7 protein-coding genes and 2 pseudogenes are annotated in these 13,619 nt (G+C 55.2%); 7 read left to right on the forward strand and 2 right to left on the reverse strand.

Features of this window, described 5'->3' with window-relative positions:
- Positions 1–1,577: pseudogene (locus TRICHSKD4_RS25575) on the forward strand (hypothetical protein); the annotation flags it as partial.
- On the forward strand, positions 1,574–1,867 hold the full coding sequence (locus TRICHSKD4_RS25580) for a hypothetical protein (RefSeq protein ID WP_040617417.1): 294 nt from the start codon (positions 1,574–1,576) through the stop codon (positions 1,865–1,867). The pseudogene TRICHSKD4_RS25575 and the gene TRICHSKD4_RS25580, both read left to right, overlap by 4 nt.
- 78 nt (positions 1,868–1,945) lie before the next feature.
- Here the strand turns inward: TRICHSKD4_RS25580 and TRICHSKD4_RS31015 are convergent, their stop codons facing one another.
- Complete coding sequence (locus TRICHSKD4_RS31015) at positions 1,946–2,095, reverse strand: hypothetical protein (protein ID WP_168157077.1); 150 nt, start codon at positions 2,093–2,095, stop codon at positions 1,946–1,948.
- A gap of 33 nt (positions 2,096–2,128) precedes the next feature.
- Between TRICHSKD4_RS31015 and TRICHSKD4_RS28640 the strand changes: the two genes are divergently transcribed.
- From TRICHSKD4_RS28640 to istA, 3 genes and pseudogenes are all read left to right on the forward strand, one after another.
- On the forward strand, positions 2,129–3,646 hold the full coding sequence (locus tag TRICHSKD4_RS28640) for an EndoU domain-containing protein (protein ID WP_009760182.1): 1,518 nt from the start codon (positions 2,129–2,131) through the stop codon (positions 3,644–3,646).
- Positions 3,647–3,648: 2 nt separating this feature from the next.
- Positions 3,649–4,092: a hypothetical protein gene (locus tag TRICHSKD4_RS25590; RefSeq protein ID WP_040617418.1), complete on the forward strand. Its 444-nt coding sequence runs from the start codon at positions 3,649–3,651 to the stop codon at positions 4,090–4,092.
- Positions 4,093–4,409: 317 nt separating this feature from the next.
- Positions 4,410–5,081 (forward strand): annotated as a pseudogene (gene istA / locus TRICHSKD4_RS31870) (IS21 family transposase); the annotation flags it as partial.
- An 8-nt stretch (positions 5,082–5,089) separates the two neighbouring features.
- On the opposite strand, the gene TRICHSKD4_RS25600 reads toward istA, so the two are convergent.
- Complete coding sequence (locus tag TRICHSKD4_RS25600) at positions 5,090–6,094, reverse strand: IS30 family transposase (RefSeq protein WP_040617578.1); 1,005 nt, start codon at positions 6,092–6,094, stop codon at positions 5,090–5,092.
- A gap of 423 nt (positions 6,095–6,517) precedes the next feature.
- On the opposite strand from TRICHSKD4_RS25600, the gene TRICHSKD4_RS25605 reads away from it, so the two are divergent.
- Both TRICHSKD4_RS25605 and TRICHSKD4_RS25610 read left to right on the forward strand, forming a co-directional pair.
- Entirely contained in the window at positions 6,518–8,440 is a 1,923-nt protein-coding gene (locus tag TRICHSKD4_RS25605) for a DUF262 domain-containing protein (RefSeq protein ID WP_009760188.1), read from the forward strand.
- Positions 8,441–13,618, forward strand: coding sequence for a DEAD/DEAH box helicase (locus tag TRICHSKD4_RS25610; RefSeq protein WP_009760189.1), 5,178 nt, complete (start codon positions 8,441–8,443; stop codon positions 13,616–13,618).
- Position 13,619: the final 1 nt, after the last annotated feature.

A 13,619-nucleotide genomic window follows, 5' to 3' on the forward strand; every position in this document is an offset into this window, starting at 1 on the left:
GCGAGAACACCTCGCTTACCGGCGGCGTCATTGCGTCACGCTCCGGTGACCTGACCCTTGAAACAGAAACCCTTGAGACGAAGGATCTTGAACTTCACGACAAGAACCGTCAGGTCTCAGGCGGTGTAAATGTGTCTGTTGGCCCCTCGGCTAACGGCAACTTCACACCCGGCGGCTCCATCGAAGGGTCCTATTCCAATTACGAGAAGGAAGGCATCGCCCGCGCCACCATTGGCGAAGGGGAAATCGTCGTACGTGATGGCGATGCCGACGGCGTGTCGGCAACAAAGCTCCGCGCCGAGGCAGATAGCGCAGAGGCTGCAGGCGATGCAGACACCGCCGCAACCCTTCGCGCCATGGCAGACGCCGAAGAGGCCGAAGATACAGCCGCCACCGAAACTCAACTCGCCAACCTCAACCTCAACCGCGACCCGGACAACGTCGTCGAAGTCACCAAGGTCGTTGACGAAGGCTTTGATCTTTATGTCAGTGATACGAGTGTGCGGACCGCGGTAGAAGCAGTCGATATTGTCGGACAGGCATTGGGCAAAGCTTTTGCTCAAGTCAGTGAAGCTCTTGCCCAATCGGGGGAGTTGACAGCTGAAGAACTTGCAACTGCCCAAGCGGTCGGTGAGGCCATTGACGAAGGCCGGTTTGATCTGCAGGCGCTGGTCAACTGTTCAGGGAAACAGGGTTTCAACCTTTGGCATCTTTTTGTGTCCCCGGCATACGCTTCTACCGGTTGTGCAGTATTCGACAAGGATGGAGTGAAAATCGCCGACCTGACACCCAAGGAACGGGAAGCTTGCGTAAAAATCCTTGCCAATCTTCTTGAGCGATATGCGTCCAAAGTCCTTGGGGATCCGGAAACTGCCGGTGAAATGCCAGAGAGCATCCGGACCATTGCAAACTCACTTCGAGCAATCGCACCTGACGGCCAAGCAGTTCAATTAATGAATGCTTTGGGAATGTCGGCGGGGACAATCAAAGACTTCGCGCTTCGTTCGATTATGGAGGAGGTCGATCCCGAAGCATATGACGAATTGCAGAATATCTTCGAAATCGGAGCCGGTTTAGGTGGGGATGTCGTCGATGCAGCTCTGGACCAAATCGCGGACAAGTACGGTATGTCCGATTCAGATCGAAAAGATATGAAACTGGTAGCAGGAGCTACCTCAGGCGTTGTTATTGGCTTTTTTGGAGGGCGTTATGTTATCAAAAGTGCTTCAAATGATAGTGGAAACAATGTCAATGCGGGTGTCCTACTGAACCGTCAGCTCGCTGCGGAAGAAATAGCTGGTGGCCATGGCTTTGAAAAACACGTGATCAATCAAGGGGAGTTTGCAGGCTTGGGCATCAAAACAAGAATGCAATACCAAAAGCATATCGAAAATGTTCTGAATAACCCAAGTAGCGTTCGATACACCACGGATGGAAGAAGCTTCTATCTTCAGGAAAATACTGGAACGGTGGTAGTTCGGAATCCTAGTGCGCCGGACGGGGGAACAGCTTTCCAACCAAAAAATTGGAACGAATATATATCTGAACTGCCAGCAAGAGCGGAGCCGTATCAATGACAGAAAATTACCTTATGCATTCAATAAAAATGGCCTTACACGATCTTGAAAAGCGCGGGGATATTGTTGTTTGCTCGAGCGAAACTGAGGTCTCCGCTAAATATCTTTATGAGGCAGTATGCGAGTTAGTTCCCAATGAAAGGCTAACCATCACAGAACTTGCTGGAGTGAGGTCGTTGATTCTTCAAGCATTGTCTGACAAGCGTTTCTTTGATTGGGAAATGCCAACTTTGACAGGTTTGACTTCAGAGGAGTTTAAGGCTGTAGCCAATAAACTTCCCAAAGGGTAATAGGTTGGAAGCCTATAATTATGTAACCTTTTAGCGCCTTCGTTTACACCTCGGAGCTGTATTTTTCCTAGGTGCTCATCAGACAATCCCTCCCGCATTCTCACCGATGACGAGCTGAATGTATCTGTCGGCGAGAACACCTCGCTCACCGGCGGCGTCATAGCTTCGCGCTCCGGTGACCTGACCCTTAAAACCGAAACCCTTGAGACAAAGGATCTGGAGCTTCACGACAAGAACCGTCAGGTCTCTGCCAGCGCGAATGTGTCTTTAGGCCGCTCGGCAGATGGCAACTTCACGCTCGGCGCAAGTGTTGAAGGCTCCTATTCCAATTATGAGAAAGAAGGCATTGCCCGCGCCACCATTGGCGAAGGGGAAATCGTCGTACGCGACGGCGATGCCGATGGCGTATCAGCAACAAAGCTCCGCGCCGAGGCAGATAGCGCAGAAGCGGCTGGCGATGCAGACACCGCCGCAACCCTGCGCGCCATGGCAGACGCCGAAGAGGCCGAAGACACAGCCGCCACAGACACCCAACTCGCCAACCTCAACCGCGACCCCGACAACGTCGTCGAAGTCACCAAGGTCGTTGACGAAGGCTTTGAGCTTTATGTCAGTGATACGAGTGTGAGGACCGCAGTAGAAGCCGTTGATGTTGTCGGCCAAGCTCTAGGCAAAGCATTTGCTCAAGTCAGTGAAGCTCTCACCAAATCGGGAGAATTGACAGCTGAAGAACTTGCAACTGCCCAAGCGGTTGGTGAGGCCATTGACGAAGGCCGGTTTGATCTGCAGGCGCTGGCCAACTGCTCAGGGAAACAGGGTTTCAACCTTTGGCATCTTTTTGTGTCGCCAGCATACGCTTCTACCGGTTGTGTCTTGGTAGACAAGAATGGCGCAAAGATTGCTGACCTAACACCCAAAGAGCGAGAGGTTTGCGTTAAACTGCTGGCAAACCTGCTCGAAAAATATGCCGACGAATACTTGGGCGATCCAGCGACAGCTGGAAAAATGCCAGAATCCGTTAGGGCGATTGCAAATTCACTTCGATCAATTGCGCCTGACGAACAAGCAATTCAGCTGCTTAATAGCTTCGGCATGGCCGGAGGACTTATCCGAGAATACGCGCTTAGCGCGCTCTTGGAGGAACATGATTCAGAGGCTTACAATGATCTGCTAGAGTTTTTTAAGGAACTTGCGGGCTACGGACAAGTTGGTGGTGATGCAGTTGACACTGCTATCGACAGAGTTGCCGACAAGCATGGCCTTTCCGAGGCTGACCGGAAAGATCTGAAACTTGTGAGCGGCGCCGGTCTTGCGGTCGTAATCGGATTATCTGGTGGACGTTACGTTGTAAAGAACGGGATTGCTACTCAAACAAAGCTGCTTTCAGGAAAAACACTTGATATCGAAGTTTCGGAAGCGCGTATCAATCATGTATTGCACGGTGACGTTAGAGCATCGGGTCCAACCGGTGGTCATTCTACAAATTCTGGAAGCGTTAAGACAATTGGGAATGTTGAGGTAGGTCATGGCGGAGTGCGCCGTGCGCAAGTCGCGATCCATGGCCAAGCGAAATCGAATAATGGAGGGGTATCAACGCTATTTCCTGCTTCATGGAGTGATCAAAGAATCCTACGAGAGTTCTCGCAAGGTCTTCGAACAGGTGTTACATCTTCTAACCCGATTACTGGCGTACCACGGGTAGTCTCGCCAAGCGGTGTCACAATTGAATTTATTCGCAGAGGCGGTGAAATTAAAACTTTTTACCCTGTGTTCGAGTAGGCATGACAATGATGGAAGTAACAGAAGATGATTGGCGAGAAACCCCAATCACCAAGATATCGTTCCCAATATTGGAAGTTGTTCTTGATGGACAAAGTCCGAATCTGCATTTTGGCTTCATCGCCCAATTATATCGCAAGTATCGCTTAGGTGATTGGAAAGGTCGAATACCTGCTCCAAATGCCCTTGCGGATAAGACTTACTTGATGTGGAAAGATGAAGCTTACTGCCTGTTCCATTCGCGGCATGAGAAATTTGGTGATCATATCATTGAATGTGCGCACCCTTACTCCAAAAATGCTTTTGTGTTTTTTGACTACAATATTCTAGAAGCTTCGTTCGCAGTTCTGAATAAGGGTGGTGGGGAACAGCTGCCGCATATCCCGACATATTATGCACATCCGCACGACAGGTATGATTTTAAAACAGGCGTGCATATGTGGTGACGTAAGCGTCCAAACAATGAAATGTATATGGTTCCACCTAACCTTCTGGACTTACGAATTAAATGCCGGGGTCAATTAGGTGTCGTCTCATGGTCAATATCCAAAATGCGAATATTCGTTGTTAAGAGTGGCCAGCTAGCCAGTAAGGTGCGCTTGGAGTGTTTCGATGAACGGGTCGAATTCCTCCCGATCTGCTGGTCTGTAATCGGCGGAGCAATACTCGGCCACGGTAGCGGCGGCATTGTGTTGTCGCGGGCGGCGTAAAAGTCGTCCACTTTCGCCCTTTCATTTGATGGGAGGGCTTGGGGATATTCACCGTGGACTTGTATTTGAAGGTTCGTCACGCTCATTTTGAAGACGGTTTGAGTGGTCGTCAGGTTTCTCGTGATTTTGGGATCAGCCGGGACAGTGTTGCGAAGATGTTGACGTACTCGGAACCGCCAGGTTACCGGCGCACTGCACCGATCAAGCGGCCAAAGCTTGATCCTTACACAGACCAGATCGATAGCTGGTTGGCGGAAGACAAGAGCCGCCCGCGCAAACAGCGCCATACAGCCAAGAAGATATTTGAACGATTGCGCGATGAATGCCGGTTTGATGGCGGCTATACGATTGTCAAAGACTATGTGCGTGCGCAAAAGTGCGGCTCGCGGGAGATGTTTGTGCCGCTGAGCCATCCTCCAGGGCATGGCCAAGCTGACTTTGGCGAAGCGTTGGTTGTCATTGGCGGGATCGAACAGAAGGCGTACTTTTTTGCCTTTGATCTGCCGCACAGTGATGCGTGCTATATTCGCGCTTATCCTGAAGCTAACACCGAAGCCTGGCTTGATGGACATGTGCATGCCTTTGCCTTCTTCGGGGCAGTGCCACGCTCGATCCTTTACGACAATGACCGCTGTCTTGTGGCCAAGATCATGCCGGACAGCACCCGCAATCGCACGCAGCGGTTCAGCGCGATGCTGTCTTATTACGTGATCGGGGACCGTTATGGGTGGATTCATGAGCGAAGTGCAACGTTTGCATTAAAGCGGATTTTGATGTCTTTTCCAAGCTCGTTTAGGAAAGCCTCTACGGGTGATTTGAAGCCGAGGCATTTTCTCGGCGTGAGGTTGATAGACATGGCGATGTCCTGGATTTCGTCGTCGGTCAGCTCGTCGAGATTGGTTTTTCGGGGGAGCCAGCGTCGAATGCGCCCGTTGGCGTTTTCCACTCCCCCCTTTTGCCAACTCGCATAGGCATCGCAAAAGAATGTCGCGAGGCCGAGCGCGTCCTTCAGCAATTTATGTTTTGCGAACTCCGTGCCGTTATCAAAAGTCATGGACCGGCGCATGGAAGGGTCGAGCCGGGTCAGGATTTCCGTGATTGCGGTCACGGTTTGCGCGGCGGTTTTGCTGGCGAGCCGGGTCATGATTGTCAGCCGTGTCTTACGCTCGTGCAGGACCAAAAGCGGGCGGTTATGCTTGCAGATCACAAGGTCACCCTCCCAGTGACCTGCCTCGGCACGCTCATTGGCGGCGTCAGAACGCTCGGATATATGGGTCTTTCCGGTGATCCTGTCCTTCGACCGGCGGGCGCGGCGGCCCCGGCTGGCCTTGCGGCGCGTGAGGTATCGCCAAAGCTTTCGGGCTTTCTGTGCGGCTCGGAAGATGAAAGCATAGATCGTCTCGGTGCTGATCGCTCTCAGGCCGACCTCAACACCGCGCTTCAACCAACCTGCGATTTGTTCTGACGTCCAGCCCTCCGCCAAACGCTCAAGGACGAAACCCCGCAAGCTATCATCGCGCTCAAGAATGGCCTGGCGCTGCCGGCGATACATGTAGGACCCGTAGGCAAATGTCGGGCGATACGCGCCGTCTTGATGAGAGTTCCGGCGCAACTCCCGGCTGACGGTAGATTTATGACGCCCAATCGCCCCTCCAATGGCTGTGGGGCCGTGGCCCTGAGCCTTCAATTCGGCAATCCGGTCTCTTTCAAAACGGGTGAGGTGAGAATATCCTGGCATCGCAACATCGTTTTCTTGTGTGGTAACAAGCGGATACCAAATCCGCCGACGATGTTGCACTTCACTTCTGAATTCACCGGCTATGCTCACACGGGCCCTGAAAGCATTTCCCATCAAAATGGACACTGCAACCAAGCTCTTTTAGATTGTGCAATCTGGTATTGTAATCGCATGAAACCTCTAATATTCATCGAAATATCTAGTTTGGCCTTTCGTTTTCAATACAATTGTCACTCCAATCTTTTGATGACCCCGAATCACAAAGAAATCCGGCGGCGTTTTGAACAGTGCCTAGAATTCATTGGGCGTGGGCTGTTTTGGAGGCACATGTGGATCGCAGCAATCTGATGAACCAATTCGGGGTCTCGGCCAACCACGCATCCATTTTCCAGAAGCCAACAATTTCATTTGAGGAGAGCGAGATTGGGTAAACAAGCCGCATTTAAGACCAACCCGGTCAGCTTGGAGGACCTTCTCCGTCAATGTGGGAATGGCAAGATTCAGTTGCCAGATTTCCAGCGCAGCTGGGTTTGGGACGAGGAACGGATCAAGGGGCTGATCGCCTCGATCTCGCAGGCGTTTCCGGTCGGCGCGTTGATGACGCTAGAGGTGAAGTCTGGCGCGGCTGATACCTTTGCGCGGCGACCAATCCAGGGGGCAGATACCGCCGTGGGCAACGACTCACCGGATCAGCTCTTGCTGGATGGCCAGCAGCGCATGACCTCACTTTATCAGACATGCCTACGCCGCGAAGTAGTGCAAACGGTAACTCCTCGCCTCAAGCTTGTGAAGCGCTGGTTTTACATTGACATTCGAAAAGCAATGAATCAGGCCGAGGACAGGGAGAACGCTATTGTCTCTGTTCCCGAGGACCGGCGGATCAAGTCGGACTTCGACCGGAAAATCGACCTCGATCTTTCCACGCCAGAACGCGAATACCAAAACCTTATGTTCCCGCTGAACCAGGTTTTTGACTGGGATGAATGGCAAGATGGGTTTAACGAGTCCTGGCTGGAAAACAACCCGGAGACACGCAAGCTCTTTAAGCCTTTCAAGGATGAGGTCCTTCAGAACTTCAAGGCCTACCAGCTGCCCGTGATCGCATTGAGCCCCGACACTTCCCACGAAGCCGTTTGTCTGGTCTTTGAGAAGGTGAATACCGGCGGCAAGCCGCTCGACGCATTCGAGCTTGTGACAGCGATGTATGCAGCCCGCGGCCATCGCCTGCGGGACGACTGGCTCGGCGCCGACGGCCAGCCGGGGCTCCAGTCGAGACTTCAGCTTTTTGGGCGGGCAGCCGAACAGAAGTTCGGCGTGCTGGAAAAAGTCGCGGCAACAGATGTGCTCCAGGCCATCGCCCTCCTGCATGGGGTCGAGACCCGTGCGGCCGAAATCGCCGCAGGGCGCAAAGAGTCGGAGCTGTCCGCAGTCAGGGCCACGCGTCAGTCGCTACTAGACCTGCCGCTGGAGGCTTACCTGAAACACCGTGCTGCGGTCGAAGACGGTTTCAAGACTGCGGCGAAGTTCCTCCGACAGAACTACATCTACCGGGTCATCGATCTGCCCTATCAGGGCCAGCTTGTCCCCTTTGCCGCGATCCTCGCCATCATCGGACCAAGGTTCGACCACGCTGCAGTGAAAGACCAGCTCGCTCGCTGGTTCTGGTGCGGCATTTTCGGTGAACTCTATGGCTCGGCCATCGAGTCCCGATTTGCCAAGGATGTGCTCGAGGTGCCCGCATGGCTGGACGGTGGTCCCGAACCCAGCACAATCACCGATGGTCGTTTCCGACCGGAACGACTGCGCACCCTGCGCACCCGCCTGTCGGCCGCCTACAAAGGCATCCACGCTCTTCTGATGGCCGAAGGCGCGAGAGATCTTCGCTCCGGCCAGCACTTCAAGGACACCGTGTTCTTCGACGAATACGTCGATATCCACCACATCTTCCCGCAGGACTGGTGCAAGAAGCAGAAGATCGAGCCGAAGGTCTTTGACACCGTCGTCAACAAGACCCCGCTCAGCTACAAGACCAACCGCATTCTTGGCGGCGTAGCACCATCGGTCTACCTGAAACGACTGGAAACAGGCGGAAAGGACAACCCGCCGATCGCCCGCGAAGCGCTTGATGATTATCTGGCGTCCCACGGGTTGGATCCCTCCTTGCTGAGGGCGGATGACTTCGAGGGCTTCATGGCGGATCGGGAGACGCGGCTCCTTGCAATGATTTCAAAGGCAACCGGGCATGCGATCGTCAGGGCAGATTCCGTGCCGGAGGAAGGCGAGGACGTTCTCCAGGACGACGAAGGCTTCGATGTTCCAAGCCCGGACGCCGAGGAGGCCGCCTGAATGAAAGCGTTTGAGTTCGACCATCAATTGATCCGTGCTTACGAGCACTTTTCGCGTTCATTCAGCGCAATTCGGGCGCCCGACCTGAAATCCGAGATCGATGCCCAGTACGACGCCGGAAAATTCTGGCCGGATGCCCTATTGTCTCTGAACCCACGCTTCATGGCGGGGCCGACGGTCGATGAACTTGTCACCACGGGTGATCTCGACGACGGTACGGGCAAGGTTTTCCGGTTTGGCACCACGCCTCTTCGCTTTCACCGGCACCAAGCCGAGGCGATCGCGAAGGCGAAGCAAGGAAAGAGTTATGTCGTCACGACCGGTACGGGTTCGGGGAAATCCCTGTGCTTCTTTGTGCCGGTTGTCGACGCGATCATCCGCGCGCGACGCGCAGGAAAGCAGCGCCGCACGACGGCAATCATCGTTTACCCCATGAACGCACTGGCAAATAGCCAGATGAAGGAGATCGACAAGTTCATCGCCGGTTCCGGTTTGCCCGATGAGCTCAAGCCGGTGGTCAAACGTTACACCGGTCAGGAAAGCCGTGAAGAACGCGAGCGCATCGCTGCCAATCCGCCCGATGTTCTCCTGACGAACTACATGATGGCGGAACTGCTTCTGACGCGTCAGGACGACCTGGACTCGAAAGTCGTCTCGAACGCGTCCGGTCTCGAATTCATCATTCTCGACGAACTCCACACCTATCGCGGGCGCCAAGGTGCCGATGTCGCGGTCCTCGTTCGACGCCTGCGGGACAGGTGCTCGCCTGACAAGGAGCCAATCTGCATCGGGACCTCGGCAACGATGGCCTCCGAGGGATCGGACGAGAGCCGCTCGCTTGCTGTCGCGAAGGTAGCGTCTCGTCTGTTTGGCACCGACATTGGCCCGGACGCGGTCATTGACGAGTCTTTGCAACGCGCGACCGATGACACCCTGAAGACCGAGCACGTCCTTGGCGCTTTGAAGACAGCCCTGACTCAGCCTTTGCCGGACGTACTCGATGACGAAACCCTGAAGCGCCATCCGCTCTCGGTGTGGGCCGAACTCGAACTTGGATTGGACGATGGGCTTGAGATTCGCAGGAAGAAGCCTATCCCTTTCGAAGAAGCCGTTGAAAAGCTTTCTCTGGCCAGCGCGGTCGATGCCGAAACCTGCCGAGACTATCTCGAAAGATTCCTGACCCGTGTAAGCCTGCCGGAGCATGAGCGCGGCGGCACAAAGGACGGAGCCTTTCTCGCCTTCAAACTCCACCGTTTCATCTCCGGTGCGGGTGAAGTCTTTACGACGCTCACAGCCAGGCCGCGTAGGATCCTTCTTGAAGGACAGCTCGAGGACCCCGAAGCCCCTGGAAACCGCCTCTACCCCACGCGGTTCTGCCGAAATTGTGGCCAAGAATACCATGTCGTGACCAAGGTCGACGATGATGGGAGCCTGCGCTTTCTGCCTCGAAGCATCGACGACACGCCGCTCGACACTGAAGAAGACGAGGTCGCTGGGTATCTCTGTCCGGTGACGCCCGGCGATACGGACTTCCAGTTCACAGGCGAGCTTGAGGGTTACCCCGAAAGCTGGCGAGAAGAGAAAAACGGCATTGAACGGCTGAGAGGGTATCGCAAGAAGCGTATGCCGGTGTCCTACGTCGTTGGTGCCGATGGTCGCCACGGAGCGGGCGGAAACGATTTCTGGTTCATCCCGGGAAAGTTCGCGTTCTGCCTGTGCTGCCATGACGAACCGACGCAGGGGATGCGTGAGCGCAGCAAGTTGGCAGGTCTGTCCGGCGAAGGGCGAAGCTCGGCAACAACCTTGCTGGTCGCCAGCGCCCTGGAGTGGATGAACAAACCTGGCAGCGGCGTACCCGAGACGAAGCGGAAGCTTTTGGGGTTCACGGATAACCGTCAGGATGCAGCCCTGCAGTCCGGCCATTTCAATGACTTCCTGTTCGTAAGCCTTTTGCGCGGAGCCATCCTTCGCGCGGTCATTGCTGCCGGCTTAGGTGGGCTCGCAGAAGACGAGTTTGGCCTGCAGGTGGTGAAGGCGCTCGGCTTTACTGCCGCCAACAAAGAGGCGCGCCAGCATTGGCTGCTGGATTCGAATGCTGGTGCCATCATTCGTGAAGATGCCCAACGGTCGCTCGCAAAGGTACTCGCCCATCGTGTCTGGACGGACCTGCGTCGCGGTTGGCGCTTCACCAACCCCAGCTTGTCTGTCCTGAACCTGATCGACGTGATTTTCATCGGCCTCGAGGAGATCTCTGAAGATCGCGAGCGCTTCATGGCCATCCATCCAGCGCTGGGAGAGCTCGACCTCGAAAAGCGGCAGGCAATTCTGAAGAAAATTTTGTCGGCGATGCTCGAGGGGCTGGCTGTTCACACTGAGGATCTCGATCTTACCGTTCTCGATGGAGTGGCACAGAAATCCCGGAACTTGCTCCAGGCACCTTGGGCCATTGATCAAAAAGAAAACCCGCGTACTCGGTCATCGCTCGTCCTGCGTGGTGGCAGTAAGAACGTGGTCACACTGCGTGAAGAACAAACACTTCTTCGAGCTGGCCCCAATTCGCGGATCGCACGGCTAGTGAACAGGAACTCTGTTCTCGGCACCAAGCTGAACAAGGATGAATACTATGAGTTCATGGAAGGGATACTTGCCTTCCTGAGCGACGAGGGGCTGCTGGTGCCAGTCGAACTCGATAGCGATGTGACGGGCTGGCGCCTTTCACCATCCGCCGTTCGGCTTGTGCCTGGACCGGCCCTCGCTGATGAAACCAAGCGCGGTAACCAATATTTCCACGACCTTTACACCGCGATTGCCAGTGACCTTGGCGACGGGCGTAGTTCGTACTGGGGGCTGGAAGGACGCGAGCACACGGCTCAGGTTTCGCAGAAACAACGTGAATGGCGCGAGTGGCGGTTCCGGTTCGAACAGGATGACATGGAGCATCTTGCCACCTCGGAATACCGCACGGAAATTCGGGCAACGGGCGAGTCAGACCGGTTCCTGCCCGCGCTGTTCTGCTCTCCGACCATGGAACTCGGCGTTGATATTTCCGCCTTGAACGCTGTCTACCTGCGCAACGTACCGCCTACGCCAGCGAATTACGCGCAGCGTGCTGGCCGTGCCGGTCGCTCAGGCCAAGCCGCGGTTGTCGTGACATACTGCGCCTCGGGGTCTCCGCATGACCAGTATTTCTTTGAACGGCGCAACGATATGGTTGCCGGCGTCGTGCGGCCGCCAGCGCTCGACATCACCAATGAAGAGCTGGTCCGATCGCACCTGCATGCGGTGTGGCTTGCGGAAGCGAAACTGGCGCTTTCTCCTGACATCCCAGAGATTCTGGACCTTCACGGGGATAAATTCCCGCTGAAGGAAGATGTTCTGGCGGTCATCTCGAAACCCGCTCTGGTCTCGCAGGCACGGGGACCGATGGCGCATGTCTTGAAGCAAATTCTGGCGTCCAACGGAGGGCAAACCCCGATCTGGATGGACGATCCCGACGAGTTCGTTCTTCACACGGCCATGAACGCGCCAAAGGAATTTGACCGCGCCTTCAACCGTTGGCGCGATCTATACAACTCTGCCAGAAAGCAGTTGAGCGACGCAAACACTCGCTCGGAGATTACAGGCCTGTCAGGAGTTGACCGGCGCAAGATCAAGGCTGCTCAGATGCAGGCCCAGGATCAAATTGCCATCCTAGAACAAGGCAAAGCCTCGAATGCCTCCGATTTCTATACCTATCGGTATCTGGCCACAGAGGGCTTCCTGCCCGGATACAACTTCCCGCGCCTACCCCTCTACGCCTTTATTCCGGGAGAAGGTAAAGCGGGCAATTTCCTGTCCAGAGCCCGCTTCCTGGCCATTTCCGAATTCGGCCCGCGCAGTCTGATCTATCATGAGGGTCGCGCCTACCGGGTTATGAAGGCCAAGCTTCCTCCGCAGGCACCTCAAGGTGACGGACCTGAGTTGGCAACCGAAGACATCTACATCTGTTCCAACTGTGGTGCATCGCATGAGGGCGAAGTCGAGCGTTGCCATGGGTGTTACAACCACATGGCGGGTGAGGTCCCCATCAAGAAGACCTTGCGCATCGACAACGTCGAGGCGGCCCCGACTGAGCGTATCACGGCGAATGATGAAGAGCGCGTTCGGCAGGGCTTCGACATCCAGACCGTCTTTTCCTGGCCGAGGAAGGATGGGCAGGTCCAAGTGACTAACGCCAAATTCGTCTGTGGCGAGACTTCCCTCTTGGCCCTGCAATACGCCAACAGTGCGGAAATCAGCCGACTGAACAAGGGCTTGAAGCGCCGAAAGGACCAGACGGTCTTCGGTTTCCACATCGATCCGAGGTCCGGATACTGGGCGAAATCCGACGACGAGGATAGCGACACGGACGTCCCGCCGGACGTGGTCAAGCCGGTTCGCATTGTTCCGATTGTCCGCGATAGAAAGAATGCCCTGCTGTTCCGCTTCGAAAAGCCAGAGCAGTATGAGCCCGAGACAATCGCGACTGTTCAGCATGCGTTGCTGCGCGGAATCGAAGTGGTTTTCCAGTTAGAGGAAGGCGAAATCCTCGGTGAACCGCTGCCCGCGAGGGACAACCGTCGCGCAATCCTTGCCTACGAGGCAACGGAAGGCGGCGCCGGCGTGCTCACGCGCCTGATTGATGACGGAAAGGCAATCAACGAGGTGGCGAAGACCGCACTGGGTTTGATGCACTTCGAGAATGTCGATGCTGCGATTGCGGCGGGTGATGCTGATCTGTTGCAAGAGAAGAAAGACGGAAGCTGTGTTCGCGGCTGCTACCGTTGCCTGTTGTCCTACTTCAACCAACCGGACCATGAGCTGATCGACCGCTCGAGCCCGGAAGTGGCGCAATTCCTGATCGATCTTGCACGCGGCACAATTTCCCTTGCTGCGAAGCCGACCGCTGGAACGGTGGTATCACCATGGCTTGAGGCATTCAGCGCCGCAGGTATTCCCCAAGTCGATACAATGCATGCGAGCTTTGGTGGACGCGAATTCGAGTTCGTTTGGCTCGCTTTCGCGGTTGCCGCAACGACCGCTGACCTGACAGCAGAAGCTGAGGCAGACGCGATGAACAAGGGCTGGGTTATTTTTGGATTGCCTTCGGCTCCATCGGAAGGACTGCCGGATGGCTTTATGAAGAATTTTGAAGGTTGAT

Origin of the sequence: Roseibium sp. TrichSKD4 (assembly GCF_000148725.1) — a bacterium.
Lineage (GTDB): Bacteria > Pseudomonadota > Alphaproteobacteria > Rhizobiales > Stappiaceae > Roseibium.

Excerpts from the sequence above, each read along its gene's own strand:
- TRICHSKD4_RS25590 (WP_040617418.1), top strand. The coding sequence starts at position 3,649 with ATGACAATGATGGAAGTAACAGAAGATGATTGGCGAGAAACCCCAATC.
- TRICHSKD4_RS25580 (WP_040617417.1), top strand. The coding sequence starts at position 1,574 with ATGACAGAAAATTACCTTATGCATTCAATAAAAATGGCCTTACACGAT.
- TRICHSKD4_RS25610 (WP_009760189.1), top strand. The coding sequence starts at position 8,441 with ATGAAAGCGTTTGAGTTCGACCATCAATTGATCCGTGCTTACGAGCAC.
- TRICHSKD4_RS25600 (WP_040617578.1), bottom strand. The coding sequence starts at position 6,094 with ATGCCAGGATATTCTCACCTCACCCGTTTTGAAAGAGACCGGATTGCC.